At 72.9% G+C, this 24,268-nt stretch carries 20 protein-coding genes; 12 read left to right on the top strand and 8 right to left on the bottom strand.

The window, feature by feature from the left end:
• Positions 1–31: 31 nt before the first annotated feature.
• The gene (locus tag ABEA53_RS13990; protein ID WP_345481881.1) at positions 32–1,282 is read left to right on the top strand and encodes an acyltransferase family protein; all 1,251 of its coding nucleotides are present in this window, start codon (positions 32–34) and stop codon (positions 1,280–1,282) included.
• A gap of 144 nt (positions 1,283–1,426) precedes the next feature.
• Here ABEA53_RS13990 and ABEA53_RS13985 read toward each other — a convergent pair whose 3' ends face one another.
• Positions 1,427–1,978, bottom strand: a complete 552-nt coding sequence (locus ABEA53_RS13985; RefSeq protein ID WP_345481880.1) for an NYN domain-containing protein — start codon at positions 1,976–1,978, stop codon at positions 1,427–1,429.
• 223 nt (positions 1,979–2,201) lie between these two features.
• Between ABEA53_RS13985 and ABEA53_RS13980 the strand changes: the two genes are divergently transcribed.
• From ABEA53_RS13980 to pelF, 4 genes are all read left to right on the top strand, one after another.
• Positions 2,202–3,413: an acyltransferase family protein gene (locus ABEA53_RS13980; RefSeq protein ID WP_345481879.1), complete on the top strand. Its 1,212-nt coding sequence runs from the start codon at positions 2,202–2,204 to the stop codon at positions 3,411–3,413.
• 1,158 nt (positions 3,414–4,571) lie between these two features.
• A complete protein-coding gene (locus tag ABEA53_RS13975; protein WP_345481878.1) occupies positions 4,572–5,834 on the top strand; it encodes a hypothetical protein in 1,263 nt (420 codons plus the stop codon).
• Positions 5,831–6,577, top strand: a complete 747-nt coding sequence (locus ABEA53_RS13970) for a hypothetical protein (RefSeq protein ID WP_345481877.1) — start codon at positions 5,831–5,833, stop codon at positions 6,575–6,577. Before ABEA53_RS13975 ends, ABEA53_RS13970 begins: the two co-directional genes overlap by 4 nt.
• Complete coding sequence (gene pelF / locus ABEA53_RS13965; RefSeq protein ID WP_345481876.1) at positions 6,574–8,367, top strand: GT4 family glycosyltransferase PelF; 1,794 nt, start codon at positions 6,574–6,576, stop codon at positions 8,365–8,367. The genes ABEA53_RS13970 and pelF overlap by 4 nt, the downstream gene beginning before the upstream one ends.
• A gap of 73 nt (positions 8,368–8,440) precedes the next feature.
• Here the strand turns inward: pelF and ABEA53_RS13960 are convergent, their stop codons facing one another.
• The 5 genes from ABEA53_RS13960 to ABEA53_RS13940 all read right to left on the bottom strand — a co-directional run bounded on the left by ABEA53_RS13960 (position 8,441) and on the right by ABEA53_RS13940 (position 12,629).
• Entirely contained in the window at positions 8,441–9,793 is a 1,353-nt protein-coding gene (locus tag ABEA53_RS13960; RefSeq protein WP_345481875.1) for a DUF4832 domain-containing protein, read from the bottom strand.
• Between the two features lie 120 nt (positions 9,794–9,913).
• Complete coding sequence (locus ABEA53_RS13955; protein WP_345481874.1) at positions 9,914–10,603, bottom strand: arsenate reductase/protein-tyrosine-phosphatase family protein; 690 nt, start codon at positions 10,601–10,603, stop codon at positions 9,914–9,916.
• A 151-nt stretch (positions 10,604–10,754) separates the two neighbouring features.
• A complete protein-coding gene (locus ABEA53_RS13950; protein ID WP_345481873.1) occupies positions 10,755–11,162 on the bottom strand; it encodes a hypothetical protein in 408 nt (135 codons plus the stop codon).
• 160 nt (positions 11,163–11,322) lie between these two features.
• Positions 11,323–11,592: a protealysin inhibitor emfourin gene (locus tag ABEA53_RS13945; protein WP_345481872.1), complete on the bottom strand. Its 270-nt coding sequence runs from the start codon at positions 11,590–11,592 to the stop codon at positions 11,323–11,325.
• Positions 11,589–12,629, bottom strand: coding sequence for a M4 family metallopeptidase (locus tag ABEA53_RS13940; protein ID WP_345481871.1), 1,041 nt, complete (start codon positions 12,627–12,629; stop codon positions 11,589–11,591). The genes ABEA53_RS13945 and ABEA53_RS13940 overlap by 4 nt, the downstream gene beginning before the upstream one ends.
• Positions 12,630–12,803: 174 nt before the next feature.
• Between ABEA53_RS13940 and ABEA53_RS13935 the strand changes: the two genes are divergently transcribed.
• Positions 12,804–13,868 carry a GNAT family N-acetyltransferase gene (locus ABEA53_RS13935; RefSeq protein ID WP_345481870.1) on the top strand — a complete coding sequence of 355 codons (1,065 nt, stop codon included), beginning with the start codon at positions 12,804–12,806 and terminating at the stop codon, positions 13,866–13,868.
• 21 nt (positions 13,869–13,889) lie between these two features.
• A complete protein-coding gene (locus tag ABEA53_RS13930; RefSeq protein WP_345481869.1) occupies positions 13,890–14,315 on the top strand; it encodes an SHOCT domain-containing protein in 426 nt (141 codons plus the stop codon).
• A 22-nt stretch (positions 14,316–14,337) separates the two neighbouring features.
• On the opposite strand, the gene ABEA53_RS13925 is transcribed toward ABEA53_RS13930, so the two are convergent.
• Both ABEA53_RS13925 and ABEA53_RS13920 read right to left on the bottom strand, forming a co-directional pair.
• Positions 14,338–14,871 carry a YdcF family protein gene (locus ABEA53_RS13925; RefSeq protein WP_345481868.1) on the bottom strand — a complete coding sequence of 178 codons (534 nt, stop codon included), beginning with the start codon at positions 14,869–14,871 and terminating at the stop codon, positions 14,338–14,340.
• A 162-nt stretch (positions 14,872–15,033) separates the two neighbouring features.
• Positions 15,034–17,688, bottom strand: a complete 2,655-nt coding sequence (locus ABEA53_RS13920) for a LuxR C-terminal-related transcriptional regulator (RefSeq protein WP_345481867.1) — start codon at positions 17,686–17,688, stop codon at positions 15,034–15,036.
• 587 nt (positions 17,689–18,275) lie between these two features.
• Here ABEA53_RS13920 and ABEA53_RS13915 point away from each other — a divergent pair.
• From ABEA53_RS13915 to ABEA53_RS13895, 5 genes are all read left to right on the top strand, one after another.
• A complete protein-coding gene (locus tag ABEA53_RS13915) occupies positions 18,276–19,406 on the top strand; it encodes a hypothetical protein (RefSeq protein ID WP_345481866.1) in 1,131 nt (376 codons plus the stop codon).
• Positions 19,407–19,425: 19 nt separating this feature from the next.
• Complete coding sequence (locus ABEA53_RS13910) at positions 19,426–20,742, top strand: UDP-glucose dehydrogenase family protein (protein WP_345481864.1); 1,317 nt, start codon at positions 19,426–19,428, stop codon at positions 20,740–20,742.
• 135 nt (positions 20,743–20,877) lie between these two features.
• Positions 20,878–21,696 carry a hypothetical protein gene (locus ABEA53_RS13905; protein WP_345481863.1) on the top strand — a complete coding sequence of 273 codons (819 nt, stop codon included), beginning with the start codon at positions 20,878–20,880 and terminating at the stop codon, positions 21,694–21,696.
• Entirely contained in the window at positions 21,693–23,030 is a 1,338-nt protein-coding gene (locus tag ABEA53_RS13900; RefSeq protein ID WP_345481861.1) for an O-antigen ligase family protein, read from the top strand. The genes ABEA53_RS13905 and ABEA53_RS13900 overlap by 4 nt, the downstream gene beginning before the upstream one ends.
• A complete protein-coding gene (locus ABEA53_RS13895; protein WP_345481860.1) occupies positions 23,023–24,261 on the top strand; it encodes a glycosyltransferase family 4 protein in 1,239 nt (412 codons plus the stop codon). The genes ABEA53_RS13900 and ABEA53_RS13895 overlap by 8 nt, the downstream gene beginning before the upstream one ends.
• Positions 24,262–24,268: the final 7 nt, after the last annotated feature.

Below are 24,268 nucleotides of genomic sequence, written 5' to 3'. Positions count from 1 at the left end.
GTGCAGCCGCCTCGACGACGGGGCTGCAGCCGTGTGGCGAGCCCGCGCACTCGCTCCGGCCGACGGCTCAGGGCGATACGCAGCTCGCCTCGAGGAATTCTCGAGTCGTATTACCTTCCGAGGAATGAGCTCGGCTCGCCCTCGGACGCGGCTCGAACACCTGGACGGCATCCGCGCGGTCGCGGCGTCCTACGTCGTCCTGCATCACGCCTACTTGACCGTCTATCCGCACGACGACCCCGTCGGAGCAGCCGCCGCGGCATTCTCGTGGCTGCGCTACGGCAACTTCGGAGTGGCGGTCTTCATCGTGCTGTCCGGCTACTCCCTGATGATCCGCCCGGCTCGTCAGGGCGGGCTGGGTGAGTCGTACTGGTCCTTCATCCGCCGTCGGTTCCGCCGCATCGTGCTGCCCTACTGGATCGCACTCGCCGTGTCACTGGTACTCGCCCTCACGCTGCTGGGGACGAGGACCGGGACGCATTGGGACGCCGCGCTCCCCGTCACCTGGCCGGCCTTCTTCGCTCACCTCCTCGTGCTTCAGGACGTGTGGTACAGCGCGTCCATCAACCACGTCTTCTGGAGCGTGGCGCTGGAGTGGCACATCTACTTCGTGTTCCCTGTGCTCCTCCGGGTGTGGAGTCGGGTCGGCCGCGTCGGGCTGACGCTGGGGCTTCTGGTGCTCACCACCGGGATCTCGGGAGTGGCTGGGCGAGAAGGCGTCCACGTGCCGGTGCTGCAGTACCTGGATTTCCTGGGTCTGTTCGCCGTCGGCGCCCTGAGTCGAACGGTGGATGCGCGCTTCGCGATGCGAGCATCCGCAGGCCGGACGTCGAGCATGGCCGCCTTCGGCCTGCTGCTCGCGGCGGGGATCCTGCTGATCGTCCTGCAGAACACGACGCTCGCGGTGGTCGCAGTGGGGCTCGCGACGGCTGCTGCGCTCGTCGCGATGGAGAACGACCGGCTCGTCCTGCTCCGACGCCTCCTGGGATCCCGGCCACTCGTCTGGCTCGGCACGATCTCGTTCAGCCTCTACCTGATCCACGCGCTGGTGGTGCAGGCGGTCTGGCAGTACGCGCTCTCCCCGACGGGGTTCCGTCTCGAGCAGCCGGCTGGACTGGCCCTCCTCCTGCCGAGCGCCGGCGTGCTCTCCGTGCTTGCGGCCTGGGGCTTCTGGTTCATCGGAGAGCGGCCTTTCCTCTCCCGGACCCACGGACAGCGCGTGGAGGCGGAGCGGTCGGGCCTCGGCGGATCCGATCCCGTGCACAGCGCGCCGCACGACTGAGAGAGCCTCTTCGGGCACTCAGTCGGTGCGGAAGTGCTCGCGGGTCTCCGCGCGACACTCGTGAGGCGAGCGATTCGTGCACGGCCGGGTGGCAGCGGGGTCGCACCCCAGCGGATCCTGCTCGCTCGGGATGCGATCCAGCCGTCAGTCGAGGAAATCGGCGGGATCGAAGTCTCCGATGGGGATGACGCGGATCCGGGGGAGACGCTGATTGAACGCCTTCACGTCGAACTCGAGGTCGTGGATCTGCACGCCCAACTCGCTGTAGACGCCGCTCATCAGCTCGGGGAAGCCGATCATGGCGACGTCCCGACCCGTGTCGATCAGCCGTTCGATCTGCGGTGCGAAGTCACGATCGTGGGATCCGACGAGCACGTCGCCGTCGCGTTCGAGCAGCGCTTCGAGCGTCCTCTGGATGCCGAGGTCGACCACCTTCTCGGAGGACGATCCGCTGAGCAGCACCGCGCGGAAGCCCACGTTCTGCAGCGCCGCGACGAACGGCCAGGGGGTGTTCCCTGAGGTCGCGTTGATGAAGAACAGCCCCACGGCCTCCTTGCCGCGCAGATCACGCGCGAACTCGAGCACCCGCTCCCACCGCGGCCTGTCGGCCGGCCGCGGGGCCCGCTGCAGGATCGACGTGCCGAGCGTCACATCGAGGTTCTCGCCGTCGATGAGCACGTAGATGCGGTCCGCCACGGTAGGAGTCTCGCGGGTCCGGCTGACAGGGTCGGGCAGGACCGCGCCCGTCACGAGACGGACGCGTCTCGTGACGGGATGAACTCCGCCGCAGCAGAAGGCGCTCACGCCTGATCTGCCCGCGCCACCAGGACCTCGGCTGCTGTTCGCGCGGTGGGATACGATTCCAGCTCCTCACCGGACCGGTTCCTTCCTCGGCTCCAGCGTCGACAGCACAGGAGCCATGAGTCCAGGTTCGAGCACGTCACGACTTCATCACCTCGATGCGCTCCGAGCGCTGCTGATCCTCCTGGGCATCCCGTTCCACGCGAGCCTGGCGTTCAGCCCCACGCACTGGGTGATGAACATGCCGCAGACCGCGACGCCCTTCTGGTGGTTCGCTGAGTTCCTGCACCTCTGGCGCATGCCGAGCTTCTTCTTCGTCGCCGGCCTGTTCGCCACCTGGGTGCTCGCACGGCGCGGTTCCCTGGCATGGTTCCGCCTCCGGGTGGTGCGGCTGGGCCTGCCCCTCGTGGCCGGCGTGTTGCTCATCAACGTGCCGACGGCGCTGCTGCTCGGGCTGGCGGACCACTCGCCCTACCTCGACGCCGGCGCGACCTTTGCGAACGGCGTCGCGCTGGCGCCCCTGGTGCAGCACCTCTGGTTCCTGATCGTGCTCCTCGTCTTCTCGGCTGCGCACGTGCTCATCCGCGCAGTCGTGCGGCGCACCGTGGTCGGCACCGTGCACTCCGGGCTCGTCCGCGGGAAGCGCACGATGTTCAAGGCCGCCTCCGGCGTGCGGCCGGCGCTGTACGCCGGCATCCTGGTCGCGGCGGTCGTGTGCGTGCTCGTGCTGGCGGCAGCATGGGACACGGTCCCGACCACATTCTCCCGGCAGGACGTCTTCGGCAACGCCGGCGCGTACGCCGCCTTCTACCTGTTCGGCTCGGTGGTCGCGCTGAAGTCCAACGGCATCGAGCGGCTGTCCCACGCTCCGCTGGTCCCTGTGCTCGGCAGTGTGGTGGCGCTCGCCGGCACCTACGGGCTCCTCACCACCTCGTCGATCGACGCCGAGATCCGCCCGGTGACCGCGTTCTTCCGCATCGCGCTCAGCTGCATGATGCTGCTGGCGCTGCTCGCCCTGGCTCGACGCTTCGCCAGCAGCGAGAGCGCCCGGATCCGGGTGGTGGTCGGCGCCGCACTCGTGATCTACCTGATCCACCAGCCGGTCATCGTGGTCACCGAGCTCGTGCTGGCGCCGACGGGTCTGCCGCTGCTGCTGGAGTACGCCATCACGCTGCTCAGCGCCGTCGTCTGCGCGCTCGCCTTCTACGCGCTCGTGCGCCGCAACCGCATCACCCGTCTGCTCTTCGCCGGGTCCACTCGGCCTCTGCCTGCGACGCGCGGCCTCTTCGCGATACCGGTCCGGTCGCGGGTGCGGGTGCTCGCGGACTGAGGTCCGAACTCCGGCGCTGCTCCCGCGCCGCGCTCGTCATCGAGCGGTGCGACGGAGGCGCCGGCTCCGAACGGGCTGCAGCCCGAGCGTGGCGTCCTGCACGACATCGTGCGCCAGGAGGTCCAGCCGGGCGCTCAGCGCCGAGGCGACGTCCGCCGACTCCTGGGTGACGCGGCGATGCTCCACTGCGCCGACGTGCCCGCTCTCGATCGACAGCGGATCGACCTCGTCGCCTCGTCGCCAGTGGAACACCCCCCGTGCGCACGACGGGCTCCACCACGGGCACGGTGCCGCGGACGCCGTGCAGCGCGCGAGCAAGGGATGGCAGGTCGGCCGGCGCTGCGGGGGCGCCCGTCCGCCGGCGCTCCACCAGGACGCTCGACAGCACGAGCGCCTCCTTCCACGTGAAGACCGCCTCCTGGGTGCCCGGCAGCATGCGGACCACGGAGGAGCGCTGCGCGCGCTCCGCCGTCAGCACGAGGTCCGCCTCCACGATGTCCGCCACCATCAGGGGTGCCGAGCGATGCGCGCCGTAGAACCCGAGGGCAGGACCGTTGAACCCGAGGCGCGATGACGCCGCCTCGCACGTGGTCCGGCCCTCGGCCGCGAACAGTCCGCGGGTCAGCACCGGTACCCGGGACAGCCATCCCGCCGTCCGGAACCGCTCCTGCAGCGTGAACGCCACGATCGGCGCGCGGCAGACGCCCGATCCGTCGACGACGACCAGCGACCCCACGCGACCTCCCCCGAGACGCCCCCGGGGTCCGTGGAGCCGCGCCGTTGCGGCCCCACGAACGGGGTGCCCACAGCATTGCGAACGGCGGATCACGCCGGGGTCACGATTCGGAGGAGTGAGGCGTTCGAGTCGCGCGAAGCGCTCGAGGCCGGCTGAGCTCCCACCGCGAACCTGAGCATCTCCTCGGCCACTCGGCGATGGCTCCGGCCGCGCCTCACCTCAAGACTCCCGATACGGAATCGAAGAATACCTGATGAGCGGGCGAGTCGGCAGGAGTAGCGCGTCCATCGGAAGGCAAATACGTACCTGGTAAACATAATACGCAATCATGTTTCCCGGGTTGTGCCCAGTTCAGGGGGGTTCGTACCGTGGGCCCTGCTCCGCTCTTCGGCCCGATGTCGTGCCCTGCTCCAAGGGAACTCATGACCAACGATTCGATCTCTGCTGAGCGCACGTTGGGGGTGCGGGTCACCCGCCTCGTCGCGCTGCTCGCCGTGCAGGTGTTCCCCCTCGTCGCGCTGGCGCTCGTGTACCCCCTTGTCGCCGTCGAGCTGCACCGGTTCCAGATCGGCGGGCAGACGATCGCGTCCGTGATGGTCACCGCGGCGACGCTCGCGCCGCTGCTCGCGCAGACCGTGTCGGCGCCGGTCTACCGGCTGATCGACGGCATCGAGCGGGAGGACCGCTGGCGCGTCGGCGCGCAGAGCCTCCGTGCGATCCCTCGAGCGCTGCTCATCGGCGTGCCGATCGCGTTGCTCGCCTCCCTACTGATCGCGCACGCGCTCTCATGGCGCGCGGAGGCCACCGCGGCCCTCGCGGGCGTCGTCGAGCTGCACCTGCTGCTCTCCGCGCTGCTCGTCGCGTCCTACGCCACGGGAGGCAAGGTGTCGCTGCTGCTCACGTGGAGCAGCTACGCCGCCGCGCTGCTCGCGGCGCCCACCGCCGTCTGGGTCCCGGCGACCGCGGCCATCGCCGTGCAGGGCACCATCCTCGTCATCGCGGCCGTCCGGGTCCGTCCGCAGCCGATCGGCCCGGTGCCGGCAGGAGTGCTCGCGACCTCCGTGACCCGGGGCGTGGCGGACGTGCTGCCCCTGTGGTCCATCCCGCTCGCGGTGCTCGCCGCCGATCCCTCCCGGTTCCTCGCCGGGCCGGTCTTCGCGGGCATGCTGCCCGCCCTCGTCAGCTACCACGTCTTCTTCGAGACGAGCGCGGAGCCGATGTGGCGGCGAATCGACCGCCTCCGTCGAGCGATGGGCGTGATGCCCTACTCGGCCCTCGAGCGCGACCTGCGCGAGATGGGCGACGCCGCGCACCGGGGGCTGCGCCGCGTCACGGTCATCACCGCACTGCTCGCCGGGGTGACGGTGCTGCTGGTCGGTGCTGCGAAATGGGACGGGGTGCCCCTGTTCCTCGGCGTGCTCGCCGTCTCCGGAATCGGCGTCATCATGCTGGCGCAGGTCTACACGTACGGCATGCTGCGCCCCGACGTGCCGATCGCGGTCAGCGGACTCGTGCTGCTGCCGGCGATCGTGATCGGCGAGGCCATCCAGCTGACCCCCGCGCAGATGCTGCTCACGATCGGCAGCACCTACCTGGCGGTCGCGGTGCTCATCGACGTGCTCAACCGACGCGCATGGCGTCTGCCGGAGTATTCGCTGTTCTGGCGATCGGCGCTGACCCAGTGAGCGGCGTCTCCATCTACTTCGGCGTCGAGCACCCGGGGGAGCCCGTACTCGCCCGCATCGATCGGGGCGACGTCGTGCTCGAGCCGTTCCACCCGCTCGTCCGCGACGGCGGGTTCGCCGACGTGTTCCCGGACTGCCGGCGCTACGTCTATGTGAACCCGACGACGGTGGACCCCTGGCTGTACGACCGCATGACCGACCCGCCGCCGATCACCGGGCGGGACGAGCGCTGGGACCTGCCGAGACTCGACCTCGATCGGCCCGAGGCGCTCGACTGGGCGATCGAGCAGGCCGTCGCCGCCTTCGCCGCCGACGGGGGCCGCAGCACCGGGCTCTTCGTCGACGACCTCGACCGGCTGCTGCCCGAGCGGCCCGAGCTCGCCATCGAGTACCTCGCCCGCGTGGGGGAGGCGACGCCCGTCGAACCGCGCTGGTTCCTCAACCGCGGTTTCGCGCTCTGGCCCCTCGTGGAGGCCCTGGACGCCGTGCTGCTCGAGGACCTCGCCCCCGATGTCGTCGGCTTCCGATCCGTCGACGAGTCGCGCTGGATGGACGAGGTGCTCGCTGCAGTCCGCGGCGTCCGTGCACGCGGCGTGCGGGTGCACGCCCTGTCGTACGCCGACCAGCCGCGTCCCGGCGGGACCGCCGCCGACCGGCGAGTGCAGACCGAGCTCGCCGGCCTGATCGACACCGTCACCACGGACGCCGACCGTCCCCTCAACGTCTGGAGGACCAGCCGATGACCTACGGCAGCCCGGCCCACGCCCGCGAGGCGAAGCGGCCGAAGCGCTCCCGCCCGGCCCGCGCCTCGTACGAGCCGGTGGACGTCGCCATCGTCTGCGAGTCGACGTACCCGTACCTCACCGGCGGGCTCTCCGCCGTGGTGCACCAGATCGCGGAGGCGAACCCGAACCGCCGCATCGGCATCATCCACATCGCGTGGGACAGCGATTCGCCGATGGTGGAGAAGTACGACGTGCCGCCGCAGGTGGCCTGGGTGATGCCCGTGTACCAGAGCATGCGCGAGCACCGCCGCGACTTCCTCGACCTGCGGCCGCGCGACGCGCGCCTCGGCAGGAAGGCGACTGCGGCGGTCGTGGAGCGGCTGTTCGACGCCCTCGACGCGCACCTCGCGGGCGACGACGCGGGGCTGTGGTCGCTGTACGACGACGGCATCAACCCGCTGACCCGTTCCTTCCGCCTCTGGCCCGTCATCAGCTCCGCGGCGTTCATGACGCGGGCGCGGGGCTACTTCGCGCGGGCGGGGCTGTCGTTCACCGCGATGTTCTGGGAGCTGCGGGAGTTCTTCTCGCTCGCGTTCGCCGTCACCGATCTGGTGCTGCCGAAGGCGACGGTCTACCACGCGCACACCACGGGCGCCGCAGCGCTGCTCGCAGCCACGGCGGCCAGGCAGCACGGGACGCACTTCCTGCTCACCGAGCACAACCTCTACGCCCGGGACACGATCAACCACCTGCTCGAGCGGAGCATGGACACGCCGGTGACGCGTGACGAGTGGCGGACCCTCGACCACTACCGCACCTCCGCCATGGTGCCCGAGGACGCGCGGGTGACGCCGCGCCAGCGCGCCTGGATGGCCTGGTGGGCGCAGACCGGACTCGTCGCCTACCGCTCCGCGGACCTGATCACCTACCTCTACCCGGACGCCATCGAGGAGGCGGTCGGCCTCGGCGGTGCACCCGACAAGTCGGTCGTGCTCGCGAACGGGGTGACTCCCTCCGACTTCGACGACGCCCGCGCGGTGTTCGACGCGCGCCGCGTGCAGACCCGAGGGGCGGGGGAGGACCGCATCTGGCGCCTCGCCTACGCGGCGCGGGTGGTGCCGATCAAGGGGCTGCTCGACCTGCTGACTGCGCTCGCCCAGCTCGTGTCGGAGGGCGTCACGAACTGGGAGCTCGACGTCATGGGGCCCGACGAGGAGATGCCCGAGTATGCGGCGCTGTGCCGCTCGGCCTGCCACGAGCTCGGCCTCGACGGGTACGTGAAGTTCTTCGGCAGCGTGAACCTGCGGGAGCGGTTCGGCAACTACGACGCGCTCGTGCTGCCGAGCCACAACGAGGGCCAGCCGATCGTGGTGCTCGAGGCGATGACCATCGGCCTGCCGACGATCGGCACCTACGTCGGCGGCATGAAGCAGCTGGTCGAGGACCCGATCGTGGTCGAGGACGCGCACGCGGCGCCGACCGGCGTCGTCGACTCGTGCGGGCTGCTGGTGCATGCGCACGATGTGGACGGCATGGCGCAGGCGATCAAGCGACTCATGGCCGACGAGTTCCTGTTCGATCGGCTGAGCGAGAACGCCCGCGCCCGCGTGGACCACTACTTCCACATCGACACGGCGATGGCCCTGTACCGGGCCGTCTACCGCCGCTTCGGCTCGGTGCCCGAGGCCGAGTTCCTCGAGACCCTGCCCGTGCCGCTGCCCCTCAGCGGGCAGCCGCTGCCGGCGGTGCGCACGCCCTCCGCGGAGCCCGCTTCCGCGCCGGACGGCCCGACGCGGCGCGCGGCTTAGGCGGCCGCAGCGGAACGGGGTCCGGTCGTCACGCGGCCGGGCCCCGTTCCGCTGTGCGCAGCCAAGAACGTGCTCAGCCCACCTGCACCCGCGCGGACAGGACGTTGCGGCCGCTGCCGGCTTCCCATGCGCCCTCGTTCGCCAGGCGGATCGCATATGCGGGCACCGATCGGAGATCGCTGGCGGCGTCGGGCATCCACAGGTGCAGCGCCCAGCTGCCGGGCGTGACGGAGGCGGGGAGGCGGAGGTCCTCCTCGATCTTCGTCGTCGTGCCGGGGGCCCAGGTGCGGATGTCGGTCTTGAGGGGCAGGGCGACCGAGTGGGCGCCCTTGGTGAGCACCACGTAGACCGGTCGGGCGTTCACCACGTGGGCGAATCCAAAGTTGCGGACCTCGAGTTCGAGTCCCAGGCCGCCTCCCGGCTGCACGTCCTCGGTCCACCCCAGATGCGTCACCGCCAGGCGGTAGCCGAGCCGTCGGCCGATCTCGTCCGAGCAGCCGCCCTGCTTCAGCCGGTCCAGGGCCGCGGTGTCGAACTGGCGGTTCAAGTAGGAGAAGTGGAGGCGGGCGAGCTCGCCCAGCGCCGTCGGGCACGTCGTCCGGTCCGAGACGCCGCACGTCTCGCCGCCGACGACCGTGTAGCGACCGAGCGACGCCACCAGCGCCTTGTCCGCCTCCACCGACCCGCCGGCCTGCCCCCAGGTGCCGCGGTCGTCGGGCACGCTGCTGAGGAAGCAGTCCTCGTGGTTGCCGATCCGGGCGGCGGGGGAGCCGTCGTACGCCGTGTCCGCCGTGACCTGCTGCGGCAGCAGCGCCCGGATGTCGGCGGGGTAGCGCAGCGCCACATCACGGGACCGGGGGAACGCGGTGAGCACGGCGTCGAGAACCGCCGCCTTCGCGCCGGTGGTGTCGAGCCCGTTGGTCGAGTCGTGCCACTCTCCCCACGCCCCGATGAAGCCCGCTTCGAAGGCGAAGACCACGTCGGCATTGCGTGCCAGCACCGGCTTGAGCTGCGCGGCGTGCTCCTGCACGCGGTCGAGCGGTGCGTCCGGGCCGGCACCATCGAAGTTGTAGGCGATCCGCAGCACGACCTTGAGGTGCGCGGTGCGCAGGGCGCCGAAGCCCGTGTTCAACGATCGGAGGAACGACGCGGGCAGCCGGCTGTCGCGGTAGGCGTCGAGTCGCAGGTACGAGTGCACGGTCGTGATGCCGTCGTGCTCCGCGGAGCTGATCGATCCCGGATCGAGCAGGTCGACGTTGTCGAACCAGCCCCGCTCCGGATTGGGGAAGTCCGCGTCGGAGGTGCGCAGGTCGCGGGTCTGCATCGAGCGCGGAACCGCGGACGCGACACCGAACGCGAGCGCCACGAGGGCGGCGACCGCCACCAGCACGATCGCCGTGCGGCGCGCCCGTCGGGTGGTGGGCATGGCCGTCTCCCCTCGGCAGTGCGGCTCGCCCAGTCAAGCAGGCGGACGCGCCCGCCACGGACCGCGTCGCTGCAGGTTCATGAAGGCTGCAGGAGCTCCAGCGGAGGAATTCACAGGCGCTCAGGCGTGCTGGCGCCACCACCAGTCGTTCGGCGTCGAGCCGATGCGGGCGACGTGGTCCTCGGTGAGGTCCACCAGGCGCGAGCCGAGCGTGAGCGCGACCTGGTAGGCCTCGTCCGTCGCGTGGCGGTGCAGGGCGGCGTCCTCGTGGCCGTCGACCAGCGCGAGCGGGTCTGCCGACGGGAGGGCGCGGTCGCGGTGGAAGACGCTCGTGTGCATCGGCGGCTCGATCAGCGGAATGGAGCCGCGCACCTCGTCGAGCAGCGCGACCGTCTCGACCAGGCTCGTGGGGCGCGGCGAGCGGCCGGTGCGGACCTCGTCGGTCAGGACGGAGGTGAGCACGAGCGCCTCCTTCAGCGTGAAGGTGCGACCGCGGGCGATCGGGGACGTGCGGACGACGGCGGAGCGGTGCACGCGCTCGGCGGTGAGGATCAGGTCGGCCTGCTCGGCGTCCTCGACGGTCAGGCTTCGGCTGCGGTGGCTGACCGAGAAGGTCGCGGCGCGCATGGAGGCGCCGAGGCGACCCGCGGCGAGGTCGCAGATCAGGTTCTGCCCCGGCGTCTCGAGCCCGCGGCTGATCACGGTCTGCTCGGCGAGCGGTCCCTCGCCGGCGAACTGCTTCTGCAGCGCGAACTCCATGATCGGAGCGCGGCAGACGTCGCTGCCATCGACGATCAGCACAGTGCCCATCGGTCTCTCCCGGTGATTCCCCGGCCCCCGGACGAGGGGGTCTGGACCTCAGGATGAACCCGAACGTGGTATCAGCCCGGAACCGACACGGCGTGGCGCGCGAAGAATCGTGCGACACGCCGTTAGTGCACCATGACGCGGGCGCCGGGGCTCAGGTCCAGGCGTCCGGGACCTCGTCCACGGGATGCGACCTCAGCCAGCGCTCCAGCGCCGGCTCCGTGCAGCGGCGCCGCACCTCGGCCAGCCGCGTCTCGGCATCGCCGAGCTCCTCGAGCGCCACCAGGAGCAGCCCGCCCATCGCCTCCGCATGTCGTGCCCGCTCCGCGTCGCCCTGTCGGAGCGAGGAGGAGGTGCGCACCCGGGCACGGATGCGTTCGTCGACGCCCTGCACGACGGCGTGCGCGACGGCGTGGGGGAGGTCCAGCAGCGGCCCGTCGAGCACGAGCATCCGGTAGCGGCCGAAGCACAGGCGGCAGCACCCGCCGGCTCCGGGCTCCGGGCGCTCGGGGGTCCAGGTCGCGGCGGCGCGCGCGCCCGCCTCGATCGCGGTCTCGAACATGCGGTCCTCCTCCCGCGCTCCGTCGCACGGTCCGCTCGGCTGAGTCGTGCGGTGCTCCGATGGTGGACCTGCGGCCGCGGAAAGGGAACGGCTGCGAGGCCTTCTGCTCACGCTTCGTGCCGCCCGACCTCCTGATGGGCGGCACGAAGCGTGAGCAAGGTCACGTCCGGCGCTGGAACAGCGAGCGCAGCTCGGGGCGGAGACCGGGCGGCAGCTGCGCGCCCGTCATCTCGATGCGGTCCGTCGTCGACGACGTGACGATCGTGAACTCGTAGACGAAGTCGTCCCGGGCGCTGCCGGAGGGGTGGTCCACGGCCGCCCGGATCGCCTCCGTCAGGCGCTCGGCCTCGTCGGGGTCGTCGACCTCGGTGGTGATCGTGATGCCGGCGAACCCGCCGCTGCGGGTCACCACCACCCGCTGCACGCTCATGAGGTCACCAGCCCGACCCCGACCCACGCCTCGGCGACCGCCGTCCGGGCCGCGGCGCCGTAGAGGCGGTCGGCCGTGGCGACGGTCAGCTGGGCGAACTGCGGGAACGTCGCGTCGGCGTGCAGGGCGCCGCCCGTCACCGTCTCGTACCAGACGTGGCCCGCCTGCTCCCAGGCGTTGCCGCCGAGCGCGACGGCGGCCAGGTAGAAGGCGTGGTTGGGGATGCCCGAGTTGGTGTGCACGCCGCCGTTGTCGCTCGTGGTGCGCAGGTAGTCGCGGAGGTGGGCGGGCTGCGGGTCCTTGCCGCCGAGCCGCGGGTCGTCGTAGGCGGTGCCGGGCGCCTTCATCGAGCGCAGCGCGACGCCCTGCACCCCCTCCGCGAGCAGTCCGGCGCCGATCAGCCAATCCGCCTCCGCCGCGCTCTGCTTGAGCGCGTACTGCTTCACCAGCGACCCGAACACGTCGGAGATCGACTCGTTGAGCGCGCCCGACTGGTTCTTGTACGCGAGGTCCGCGGTCGCGCCGGTGACGCCGTGCGTGAGCTCGTGCCCGATCACGTCGACGGAGATCGTGAAGCGGTTGAACAGCACGCCGTCCCCGTCGCCGAAGACCATCTGCTCGCCGTCCCAGTACGCGTTGTCGTACTGCTCGGAGAAGTGGACGGTGCCCGACAGCGCCAGGCCGGCGTCGTCGATCGAGTTGCGGCCGTAGACGTCCTCGTAGAGCGTCCACGTGTCGCCGAGGCCGTCGTACGCCTCGTTCACCGCGACGTCGGTGCTCACGGGCGCGCCCTCCGCACGGACGAGCCTTCCCGGCAGGTCCTCCCCGTGCTCGGCGTCGTGGATCAGACGCTGCAGGCGCGGTGCGATCGGCGCGGCCGTGCGCGGGGATCGGCGGCGTGCGGCGTCCTGGATGACCCGGCTGACCGCGAACGTCTTGTCGTAGCCGAGCGTCGCGATCGCGGCGTCGCGGACCACGGGATCGTCCTGCCGCGCGAGCGCCTGCAGGATGTAGGGCGGGACCAGGGTGCAGTGCATGGGCGCTCCTCGTGCCGGGGACCGCCACCGTACGCACGACGTCCGACGGAGGCGACCCGGGCGGGGCTCCTCGGTGCGACGATCCGTCCGTCGCATCTCTGCACCATCGTGGCCGAGGCGTAACGTGACGGTTCGGATCTCGCGCACGACCGTCGAACCTCACCGCGGAGTCGGATGAAACAGCACGCTGCCCCCCGTGGCCTCGACGAGCTGAGCGAGCGGGAGTGGACTGATTTCGCCCTCGACGTCGGATCGATCTTCGCGACCCGCGAGTGGTTCGCGACCTGGCTGCTTCACGAGCCGGGGCTCGGGCCCGTGGAGGTGCTCGTGTCGCGGCGAGGTGACGGCTCGGTCGCAGGAGTGCTCGCGCTCGCCGTCGAGCGTTCGGTGCCCCGAGTCCTCGGACCGCTCGGGCCCTGGCCGGCTGCTGCTCCCTCGATCGTCTGCAAAGAGGAGGACCGAGGCTGGATCACCGAGGACCTCGTCCGGCAAGTGCAAGCGCGGAGAGGCGTGGACATGCTGCGACTCGTCGTTCCGGCGAGCCAGGCGCCTCAATTCGACGCATGGCGAGGAGACCGCGGTGTCGCCATCTCCGACCGGTCGATCCAGTACGACGGTCGCACCTGGGACGAGCTGCTGAGCGCGAGCGGGCGGAACTCCCGCCGCGCATTCCTGCGCCGGTCGAGACGTCTGCGTGAGAGCTTCGCGGTCGGCTTCCGCCGGACCGAGCGAGCGGACCAGCTGGAGAACGACGTCGACCTCCTCCTGCAGCTGCACTGGAAGCGGTGGGGTGATGAGGTGCTCATCCTCACTCCCGAGAGGCGGGCGCTCCTGCAGAGTCTGGCTGCCGCGACCTTCGCGCGGAATCGGCTGTACCTCCGGTTCCTGGAGTTGGACGGCCGCGCGGCGGCGGCCCAGTTGAGCTTCAGGGTCGGTACCACCGAGTTCGCCTTCATGAGCGCCGCCGATCCCGAGCTGCGTGAACACCAGGTCGGCATCGAGATGCTGTTCCACACCGTGGAGGCCTCGATCGCGGACGGCATGAGCGCGCTCCGCTTGCTGCCCGGTGATCAGGAGTACAAGCAGCGGCTCCCGAGCATCGATCATCCGATACAGCCGATGCTGGTTCCGATGAGCGCACTCGGAACCGCGGTACTCGGTGGGCGGCGAGTCGCCCGCAGGATCCAGCGGTCGGTGCAGCGGGACACCGGATCGGAGTCGCCCAGCGCGCGCGAGTGACGATCGCGCCATGCTTGACCCGTGGTCTCGGTCCAGCGGCATCTCGCGGTCCTGCGCTCCTCGCTGCAGGCGGGGGAGTCGGAACGTCTGTGGATCTGCGCCGAGCGGGCCGCGCAGGCGCACGCCGGCGCCCTGCTGCTGACCGACCGGCGGCTGCTGTTCAGCGGGCTCGGCTTCGTGTCCCAGTCCCAGGAGGCGTGGCCGCTCGGCGTCCTCTCCGACGTGCGGACGACCGAGTCGGGGCTCGTGCTGCGCGTGCTGGGGGAGCCGGAGCGGTTCACGGGCAAGGCGAGGGACCTGCAGACCCTGGCGGAGTCGCTGCCCGTGGGAGAGCGGCCGGCCGACGCGTCGATCACCGACGAGCTCGAACGTCTGGTCCGCCTCCGCGACGCCGGCGCCCTGACCCCCGCGGAGTTCGAGGGCGCGAAGCGCCGCCTCCTGCAGTAGTCCTTCCCGAACGCGGGCCGAGTCAGCAGCCGGGGAGGAACCAGGACTTCACGGTCGCCGCGGTCTGGTACGCGTACTGGTACGGCCAGCCGCGGAACGGGCCCTCGGCGTCGGGGACCATCGACAGCGTGCTGAAGCACCGGCCGACGATCGAGCGCGCTCGGGCCAGGTGCGCGGGCATCGACGTCACCACGGCGCTCCGCCAGCCGTGCGCCGCCGCCTGTGCCCGCAGCTCGCGCGCCTCCCCGCGGGTCGTGCTCGGATCCGGCCGGAAGCAGATCACGTCGGACCGGGCGCAGAGCGCCGTCACGCCCCACTGCGTCTCCGGACCGGGCACGGAGACGAGCGCGGTGCCGACGCGGTGCTCGGCGAGCAGGCGCTCGGCGACCGCGACGCGCTCCTGCACGGGCGGGCCGAGCACGAGCACCACGTCCGCGTGCGCGGGCACGGGATCGGTCGCGGGGAACACGAAGAACGGCAGGCCGACCAGGGCCCAGACGACCAGGCCGCCGAGGGCCGCCAGGCCCGTCCGGCGCACGATCCGTCGCGCTCGCATCCGCCGCCCTCCGCACATGGGTGCGGGCGTCGACCGGCTTCGGACGCGATGCGCAGCAGCACGCCCGACCGGATCAGGCTAGCCGGACGCGGTCCGGCTCCCTCCCTCCGACGTGCACGGAAGCGCAACGGCCGTGCCCCACGTCCGGAGGGTTCCGCCGAGTCAGCGGGACGAGGTCGATGACCCGCCCTGGCCCGCGGGCAGCAGCCGGCTCAGCTGCTGCCGGCGGTGGATGCCGAGCTTGTTGAACGCACGGCCGAGGTGCGTCTGCGCGGTGCGGACGGAGATCGACAGCTCCGCCGCGACCTCCTTGTCCGACAGCCCCGCGGCTGCGAGCCGCACGATCTCCTGCTCGCGCGCCGTCAGGCCGGCGAGCGGCAGCGCGTCGGCGAGCGGGTCCACGAGCCCCGGGGTCGCGACCGACCAGCGGAGGAGGCGCTCGGTCGCGGCGGTGGCGGCGACGGTGTCCTCCGCCTCCACGCACCAGCGGGCGGCCTGCGCGGCCGCCTCGACCGCGAGCAGCCGGGCGTCGGCGCGCCAGTAGGCGTCGGCGACCTCGGCGAGGGCGGCCGGGTCGTGGGCCAGCACGGCACGGCCGTGCGCGAGCACGAGCGCGCGGACCGAGCCCTCGCGCACGTCGTCCTGAGCGATGAGGCGCTCCGCAGCGGCCGTGCTGCCGTAGCGCAGCGCCGCCGTCCACCCGTCGGAGGCGGCGGAGCGGTCGCCGCGGGCGGCGGCCGCGTCCCCGGCGTCGAGCGTGCGCTGCGCAGCGCCGGTGAGGTCGCCGCGGGCCATCTGCACGGCGGCGGTCGCGAGCTGGTGGGCGCCCTCCTGGTCCGGCGTCCGGCGCATGCCGTCGAGCCGCGCGAGCGTGCGCTCCGCCTCGTCGACGTCGCCGCTCAGCACCAGCGCCTCGACGAGGTTCGCCACGATGTCGGGCCGCTGGCTGTCCCGCCAGAAGCAGGGCACCGCCTCCGCCTCCCGCAGCAGCCGGACCGCGAGCAGCGCGTCACCCTGGAGCAGGCGGGCCGCCGCGAGCAGGTGCGCGAAGCGGGCTCGATCCGGGCGCAGCCCCTCGCGCAGCGTCGAGTCGTACCCGGCCTGGGCGATGGAGGTGACGGCGCCCGGGTCGCGCGTCGTGACCCACGGCACCGCGGCCTCGAGCCACGCCTGCAGCATCGGGCCCTCGGGCAGCAGGCGCACGGAGCGCTCCGCGAGTGGCCGCAGCTCCTCCGCCATGCGGGTCGCGGCCTCGCGGTCGCCGCGGGCAGCCATCGCGACGGCGCCGTAGACCTCCCCGAGCACGGTGCCGGCGCTGGGCTCGGGCATCGATGCGATGCGCTCCGCGAGCGCCGCGGCCTCGCTGCTGCGGGCCTCCGCCTGCAGCAGGGCGATCTGCGGGCCGAGCAGGTCGAGGGAGTCGGGGTGCTCGGCGAGCGCGCGGTCGAGGTCCGCGAGCGCCTCCGCGCTCCGCCGTGCGCCGAGCCCGGTCGCGAGGGCGAGCAGCCCGGCGACGCGGGTCTCGGCGCCGCCGGCGGCCTCGGCGCGCCAGAGCAGCTCCTCCGCCTCCTCGAGGCGGCCGCTCGCCACGAGGTGCTGCGCCAGGGCCGTCAGGGCGGTGGCGTCGCCGCCGGCGGCCGCCATGCGCAGGAAGCGCTCCGCGAGCTCGGGCTCCGAGGGGGAGGTGGAGGCGGCCAGCTCCAGCGCCTCGTCGCGGTCGAGCGTGTCGCCGATGTCGAGGCGCCACCGGCCGAGCAGCACCGCCTCGCAGTCCGAGCGCGGCCGGGTCGCCGCGCTCGCGGCGGCCACGAGCGCCTCCAGCCCCCGCTTGCGCGCGCGCGAGCCGGTCGCGTCGAGGATCGGCTGGCGGTGCAGGGGCTGCGCGATGCGGTACTGCCCCGCGTCGTTCACGCGGACCCAGCCGGCGGACTCGGCACGGTCGGCCGCGCCGTCGTCGACGAGCGCGACGGCGAGGTCGAGCGGCACCCGGTCGGCGAGCGCGACGAGCTCCACCCAGCTGCGGGCCGCCTCGTCGAGGGACTGCAGGTCCTCGCGCACGCGCAGGTCGACCGGTGTCGGGGCGCGCACGGGCCCGCGCATCGACAGCACGTCGCCGCTGCGGTCGATGCCCCCGACGCGCACCTGGTTCTCCAGCAGCTCCCGCAGCACGAGCGGCACGCCGCCCGACGCGACGTGCAGCGCGAGCGCGCTGCCGCCGTCGACCGATCCCTGCAGCACCGCCTCCGCGAACTCCGCCGACTCGTCCTGCGAGAACGGCGGCAGGTCGACCGCCTCCGCGCGCCCTGCCTCCGGCACGGACAGCAGCGCGTCGGGCGCGGGCGAGGCGGGGTCGAGCACCAGGGCGACGGTCGTCCCGGCGCGCGCGAGGTCGTGCAGCAGCGCGGCGGAGTGATCGTCGAGCAGGTGCGCGTCGTCGACCGCGACGACCTCGAGCCCGAGGCCCTGCACCGCGGACCGCACGACGGCGGCGCGGCCGAGCGGCTCCTCGCGGTGGGCGCGCTCGAGCGCCTCCGCGGGCAGCAGCCCCAGGAAGGCGCCGAACGGCACGGCGGCGCTCGAGCGCGAGGCGAGCAGCTTCGCGACCCGGAGACCGCCGCGCTCGGCGGAGTCGGCGATGGCCTGCAGCGTGCGGCTCTTGCCGATGCCTGCCGGGCCGGTCAGCACCGTGCCGCGGCCGGCGTCGACGCGGAGGCCCGCGGCGCGCAGCAGCGCCCGCCGGCCGATGAAGGGCACGAGGCCCTCGGGCGTGCCCGTGACGTGCGGCGTGCGGGCAGGCGAGAACGCGGTAGGAGGCATTCGGGGGATCACCTGAGGGGGAGCGGGGAGGACGGCGAGGACGTGCTGACCGAGCGTGGCATCTCCGATGGTTCGGTGCCAAGTCGATTCCGGATGGGTGCCGCGGAGTACGTAGCCGCGGCTTCGCGGTCCGTCCGATGCGAGACGAAGGGCGCGGGACCGCCACCCGAGGCGGTCCCGCGTCCACTGCGCGCATCGGGAGGCGGACGCCGTCCCCACGGCGTTCTGCTCCGTCTCCGCACGATGCGCATTCCCGATCGGCCGCCCACCCCTGGGCGACCTCCTCCATGGTCGCACAGAACAGGCGTCATATTGCGTAGTTACGATCCTGCTTACGTATGAAGATCGTGTTAACGCTCGATCGACGCGCTGGCACCCGGTCGCGGGGGCTGCCTACGGTGCAGCGGGCCGGGTGCGGCGCGGGGAGACGGAGGGGGAGTCGCCATGGGGGATCGGCCGCGGTGGAGGACGACGGAGGGGTGCGGGGCGCCCCGGGGGGAGCGGCGATGAGCGCGCGTGCGGAGCGGGCGCCACGACCGCCGAGGTCCGATGCGCTGCGCCGGCGGGGGCCGGTGGGGCCGCGGGCGGTGCCGCGCGCGGACAGCCACCTGGTGCTGGCGCCGTCGCGCACCTGGGGCGTCGGCGACCAGGCGGCGCTCGACAGCTACCTCGGGCTCACGGCCGGCCCGGTGGCCCTGGTGACGGGAGCAGCGGAGGGGCCCGCCCTCGTCGACCGTGCGAGCCGGGTCGCCGTGCACCCGCTGCCGGCGCTGCTCGGCGAGCAGGGGCGGCCCCGGCGCGCGGCGGTGGCGTCGTTCCTCGGGCTGCTCGAGCGCAACGCCCACTGCACGGTGCTGGCGTCGGAGGAGTCGAGCGCCGCGCCGGGGGAGGTCGCCGTGCTCGCCCGCACCGCCGCGGAGCGGGGACTGGACACGCGCATCATCGGCTTCTCCTGGCCGCTCGCCGCCGGGCAGCGCGCCGTGCGGGCCCTCCGCTCCGCCACCCGGGCGGGCGCGACCTTCTTCGTCTACGACGACCTGGACCGGATCCGCGCCATGAACGACGGCGTCGACGGGCTGCGGCGGGCGGTCGACCTGCGCTTCGCGGGCTTCGGCCTCGACGACGGCGTGCTCGCGGCCCTCGGGATCGGCGACGGGCCCGTCGCGCTCGTCGACGCCTGCGCCCGCGGCCTGGGCGGGGTCGACCCGACCGCGGACGTGATGGGCGTCGTCGCCCATCTGCAGCGCCGCGGCATCCACGTGCTGCTGCTGCCCCAGGACCTGCGGAAGGAGAGCGGCGACCCGGCGCTCTGCGAGCGGGTCGCCCAGCTGCTCGGCGGCACCGGCGTGCAGGTCGTGGGTCGCGCGCTGCGCCCGTCCGAGCTGCGGGCGCTCGCCGACCGGGCGAGCGTGGTCGTGACCGGTCGAGCCGCCGTGGCCGTGCTCGCCTCCACGTGCGCGGTGCCGGTCGTGGGCCTCTCCGCGGACCGCGCCGTGGCCGGCGTGCTGCGCCTCACGGGCGATCCGGAGCGCTGCGTGCAGCCCCGGCCGGGGTTCGCGCCGGCCGTCGGACGACTGCTCGACCAGGTGCTCGACGCCGACGACGCGGCCGCGGCCGTGCGGCACGCCCTGCCCGAGCTGGTCCCGCTCGCCCGCGCGGCCCTCGACGGCCTGCCGGCCGCCGGGCCGCAGCACGCCCCCCTGCGCGCGAGCGCATGACGACGACGGAGGAGGACCGATGAGGATCTCGGTGATCGGGTGCGGCTACCTCGGGGCCGTGCATGCGGCGTCGATGGCGGAGCTGGGCCACGAGGTGGTCGGCGTGGACGTCGATCCGGCCAAGGTGAGCGCGCTGTCGGCGGGGGAGGCGCCGTTCTTCGAGCCGGGGCTGCCGGAGATCCTGAAGTCCGCCGGTGCGACGGGGCGGCTGTCGTTCACGACGGCGATGCCGCAGGTGCGGGGTGCTCGGGTGCACTTCATCGCGGTGGGGACCCCGCAGTCGCGCGGGTCCAACTCCGCGGACCTGACCTACGTGGACGCGGCGGTGGACGCGCTGATCCCGCACCTGGCGGACGGCGACCTGATCGTGGGGAAGTCGACCGTGCCGGTGGGGACCGCGATGCGGTTGGCGCAGAAGGTGAAGGACTCCGGTTCCGGAGCGCTGCTGGCGTGGAACCCGGAGTTCCTGCGCGAGGGGTACGCGGTGAAGGACACCGTCGCTCCGGATCGGCTCGTGTACGGGCTGCCTGAGCAGGACGACGACGCCGCGGCGGCGAAGGCGCTGCTGGACGAGGTGTACGCGACGGCGCTGTCGAACGGGACTCCGCTGGTGACGGCGGACTACCAGACGGCGGAGCTGGTGAAGGTGGCGGCGAACGCGTTCCTGGCGACGAAGATCAGCTTCATCAACGCGATGGCCGAGATCGCGGAGGTCGCGGACGCGGATGTGACGAAGCTGGCGGACGCGATCGGGTACGACGCGAGGATCGGGCGCCGGTTCCTGAACGCGGGCATCGGGTTCGGCGGGGGGTGCCTGCCGAAGGACATCCGTGCGTTCTCCGCTCGGGCGGAGGAGCTCGGCCGCGGCGAGAGCGTGGCGTTCCTGAAGGAGGTCGATGCGATCAACATGCGTCGCCGCCAGCGGATGGTGGACATGGTCGTGGAGGCGCTCGGTGGGCAGGTGTTCCAGAAGAAGGTCACCGTCCTCGGCCTGGCGTTCAAGCCCGATTCCGACGACGTCCGCGACAGCCCGGCGCTGGATGTGGCGGTGCAGCTGAACGGTCGTGGTGCGCACGTGATCGCCACGGATCCGGAGGCGATCCCGAACTCCATCCGCCTCCAGCCGCAGCTCGGCTTCGCTACGGACACGGCCGACGCGTTACACGGATCGGACTGCGTGGTGCTGGTCACCGAGTGGCAGGAGTACCGCGAGCTCGACCCCGTCGCGCTCAAGGAGCTGGTGCGCACGCCGCTGATCATCGACGGCCGCAACATCCTCGACCCCGACCGGTGGCGCGCCGCCGGCTGGACCTACCTCGGCATGGGACGACCCTGACCGACCGGAGGCGGAGGGCGCCGGTGACTTCGTAGCCGGCCCTCCGCACTCCGCAGGACCCCTGACTTCCGCCCGCGACCCACCGGAACCGAGGACATCATCACCACCTCCGTCGACCACACAGGCGAGCGCACCGTGCCCGTGCACACCGCGCCGATCGACACCGCGCCCGTCACCTACCTCGGACTGGTGAGCCGGCACCGGCGCTCGTTCGCCCTCTGCGTGCTGCTGTTCACCGCCGCCGGGCTCGGCGCCGGGGCGCTGTCGCCCGTGACCTACACGGCGCAGGGCCAGATGATCGCCGGCGCGACCAGCGTGAACGCGGCCGCGGTGCCGTCGTTCACCCAGGCGGGGCAGGCGCTCGCGCAGACCTACAGCCGCGTGTTCAGCGGCGACGAGGTGCAGAAGAAGCTCGTCGCGGGCGGCTTCGACCGCGCCGAGGACACGGCGACCGCGTCGCCGCTCGCCAGCTCGAGCGTGATCCTGATCGAGTCCACCGCGCCGTCCCGCGAGGCGGCGCTGCGGGCGGCGGACACCGGCATCGACGCGCTGTCGAGCACCGTCTCGACGCTGCTCGACAACTCGACGTCGATCGTGAAGTCGGGCGACTCGCTGCGCGCCGCCTACGTGGAGCAGGCGCAGGCCCAGGCTGCGATCGACCAGCTCGACAAGAACGACGAGCCCCGCACCTCGCGGGACTACGAGACCGCGACCGCCCGGCTCGGCGCCGCGCAGGCGACGGTGAGCGCCGCTCGCCAGCTGCTCAGCGACCAGGTCGGCAACAGCGTGCAGTCGAACGGCGTGCGCCGCCTCACCTCCGCGCACGTCACCTCCTCCACCTCCACCCAGCGCTTCCAGCTCTGGGGAGCCCTCGGGCTCGTCGCCGGGATCGTCGTCTGGTCCGTCGCCGCGTTCCTGCGCTCGCGGCCGCGGCGCGCCCGCAGCGCGCGGTGACGCTGCTCGAGGAGGCACGGCCGCAGGCGGTCCGCGTGCGCCCGCGGTTCGACGACGTCGGGTTCTGGCTGTTCGTCGCCGGGCTGCTCGCGAACTGCTTCGCCGGCCACTGGTCGTCACTCCACGTGCCGGTGCCGATCGACCGGGCGCTGCTGCTCGCCGGGCTCGCGCTCGAGTGGGGCAGGGCGCGGCGCGACGGGCGACGGGCGCCGCTCGGCACCGCGGCCGTCCTGCTGCTGGCGTTCGCCGTGTGGACCGCGATCTCGTTCCTCGGCAGCCCGGTGCGCGCCTCGGACGGCCTCTTCTTCCTGGTCGACCTCGCGGTGCTCCCGGCCGTGCTCTTCCTCAGCGCCCCGCTCGTGCTCGACACCGCCCGGCGCCGATCCGCCTTCGCCGCGACGTTCGCCGTGTTCGGCTGCTACCTCGGGCTGACGGCCATCACCCAGACGCTGCCGCTGCCGGCGCTCGTCTTCCCCGCCTACATCCTCGATCCGTCCGTCGGCATCCACGCCGACCGCGCTCGCGGTCCCTACGCGGAGGCGGTGAACAACGGGATCATGCTCGTCTTCAGCGGCGCGCTCGGCGGCGTGACCGCGGCGCTCGCCGAGCGCCGAGCGTGGCGCGTCGTCGGCATCGCGGCGACGCTGCTCACCGCCGTGGGCTGCGCGCTGACCCTCACCCGCGCGATCTGGTTCGGCGGCGCCGCGGCGCTGCTCGTCGGCGTGCTCCTCACGCCCGCGCTGCGCCGCCGCGCTCCCGTCGTGCTCGTCGGCCTCGTCGCGGTCGCGGCGCTGTTCCCCCTCGTGTTCCCCGGCTTCGGGGAGGCCGCGACCACCCGCGGCGGCGACGAGTCGCCCATCTGGGACCGCCTGAACGTGAACGCCGCAGCGGCCCGCATGGTCGTGCACGACCCGCTGCTCGGCGTCGGCTGGAACCAGGCGGGCGAGCGGATGAGCGAGTTCGTCCGCCTCGGCGGCGACTACCCGGTGACCGCCGCCTCCGCGACCCTGATCCCGCACAACGTCTTCCTGGGACGCTTCGCCGAGCTCGGGATCCTCGGCGGCTCCCTCTGGATCGCCGCCACGATCGCGGCGTACGTCGTGCCGGTGCTGCGCCGGGGGCGGCCCGGCTTCGCGCCGTGGCGCGTCGCGCTGCTCGCCTGCACCGTCTGCTGGGTCGTGGTCGCGAACTTCGGGCCCGTCAACTACTCGCAGCCCGCCTACCTGCTCGCCCTCGTCGGCGGGATCACCGCGTCCGGCGCCGCCGTCCGGCTGCCCGCGCACGACTGGCGGCCCTCGCCGCACCGATCGCTCCGAGGAGCACACCGTGGCTGACCGCATCGCCTACCTCGTGAGCCAGTACCCCGCGCTCTCGCACACGTTCGTCGAGCGGGAGGTCGCCGCGCTGCGGGACCTCGGCGTGCACGTGCGCACCTACTCCGTGCGGCCCCCCGACCCGTCCGCACCGTTCCCTGCTGCAACGCGAGCGGAGGTCGCGGGCACCGAGGTGCTGCAGGGACGACCGGCGACCCGATACCTGGCGGACCTCGCGACCGTCGCCGTGCGGTCGCCGCGCGCGCTCGCCGCCGGGCTGCGGCTCGCGCTCCGCTCCGGCCCGCGGACCCCGAGGGGCCGGGTCTGGCAGCTGCTCTACCTCGTCGAGGCGGTCCACCTGCTGCGGCTGCTCGAGCGCGACGGCCTCACCCGGGTGCACGTGCACCACGCGAACAACGCTGCCGACATCGCCCGGCTGACGATCGTGATGGGGGACCGCGCGCACCCCCGCGGGCCCCGCTGGCACTGGTCGCTCGCGATGCACGGGCCGACCGAGTTCCTGGATCCCGCGGGCCACGACCTGCCCGCGAAGCTCGCGGCGGCCGACGCGGTCGCCTGCATCAGCGAGTACGCGACCCGCACCGCGCTCGACCTGGCCCCCGCGGCCGATCCCGGCCGCTTCGGGATCGTGCGGATGAGCGCGCCCGCGACCGCCTACGCGCCGGCCGGCGAGCAGCGCCGTGCACGCGCCGCCGGTCCGCTCGCCGTCCTGTTCGTCGGCCGGCTCGTGCCGGAGAAGGCGCCCGGCCTGGTGCTCGACGCCGTCCGCCTGCTGCGCGAGCGGGGCGTGCCCGTGCGCGCCGTGATCGCCGGCGACGGCCCGCTGCGCCCGGCGCTGGAGGCGAGGGTGGCCGCCGAGGGGCTCGGCGACCTCGTCGAGATCGCCGGACCGGTCGGGCAGCACGACCTGCCCGCGCGCTACCTGGCGGCCGACGTGTTCTGCCTCCCGAGCTTCGCGGAGGGCATCCCCGTCGTGCTGATGGAGGCGATGCTCACCGAGCTGCCCGTGGTCACGACGGCGATCGCCGGCATCCCCGAGCTCGTGCACCCGGACAGCGGCGTGCTCGTGCAGCCGGGCGACGCCGTGGCCGTGGCGGACGCGCTGCAGGAGCTGGCCGCCGATCCGGACCTGCGGCTCGCGCTCGGCCGGCGCGGCCGGACCGCGGTGCTGGAGCAGCACGCCGCCGCCGACAACGCGCAGCGCCTGCGCCGGCTGGTGCTCGCGGACTGAGCCCGTC

Origin of the sequence: Amnibacterium soli (assembly GCF_039544415.1) — a bacterium.
Taxonomy (GTDB): Bacteria; Actinomycetota; Actinomycetes; order Actinomycetales; family Microbacteriaceae; genus Amnibacterium; species Amnibacterium soli.
The sequence above is the reverse complement of the archived record's forward strand: the minus strand, read 5'-3'. Positions and strand labels throughout refer to the sequence as shown.

What these genes read in the sequence shown, in the direction of transcription:
- ABEA53_RS13980 (WP_345481879.1), top strand. Translation starts at nt 2,202, where the DNA reads ATGAGTCCAGGTTCGAGCACGTCACGACTTCATCACCTCGATGCGCTC.
- ABEA53_RS13975 (WP_345481878.1), top strand. Translation starts at nt 4,572, where the DNA reads ATGACCAACGATTCGATCTCTGCTGAGCGCACGTTGGGGGTGCGGGTC.
- pelF (WP_345481876.1), top strand. Translation starts at nt 6,574, where the DNA reads ATGACCTACGGCAGCCCGGCCCACGCCCGCGAGGCGAAGCGGCCGAAG.
- ABEA53_RS13960 (WP_345481875.1), bottom strand. Translation starts at nt 9,793, where the DNA reads ATGCCCACCACCCGACGGGCGCGCCGCACGGCGATCGTGCTGGTGGCG.
- ABEA53_RS13955 (WP_345481874.1), bottom strand. Translation starts at nt 10,603, where the DNA reads ATGGGCACTGTGCTGATCGTCGATGGCAGCGACGTCTGCCGCGCTCCG.
- ABEA53_RS13950 (WP_345481873.1), bottom strand. Translation starts at nt 11,162, where the DNA reads ATGTTCGAGACCGCGATCGAGGCGGGCGCGCGCGCCGCCGCGACCTGG.
- ABEA53_RS13945 (WP_345481872.1), bottom strand. Translation starts at nt 11,592, where the DNA reads ATGAGCGTGCAGCGGGTGGTGGTGACCCGCAGCGGCGGGTTCGCCGGC.
- ABEA53_RS13940 (WP_345481871.1), bottom strand. Translation starts at nt 12,629, where the DNA reads ATGCACTGCACCCTGGTCCCGCCCTACATCCTGCAGGCGCTCGCGCGG.
- ABEA53_RS13935 (WP_345481870.1), top strand. Translation starts at nt 12,804, where the DNA reads ATGAAACAGCACGCTGCCCCCCGTGGCCTCGACGAGCTGAGCGAGCGG.
- ABEA53_RS13925 (WP_345481868.1), bottom strand. Translation starts at nt 14,871, where the DNA reads ATGCGAGCGCGACGGATCGTGCGCCGGACGGGCCTGGCGGCCCTCGGC.
- ABEA53_RS13920 (WP_345481867.1), bottom strand. Translation starts at nt 17,688, where the DNA reads ATGCCTCCTACCGCGTTCTCGCCTGCCCGCACGCCGCACGTCACGGGC.
- ABEA53_RS13910 (WP_345481864.1), top strand. Translation starts at nt 19,426, where the DNA reads ATGAGGATCTCGGTGATCGGGTGCGGCTACCTCGGGGCCGTGCATGCG.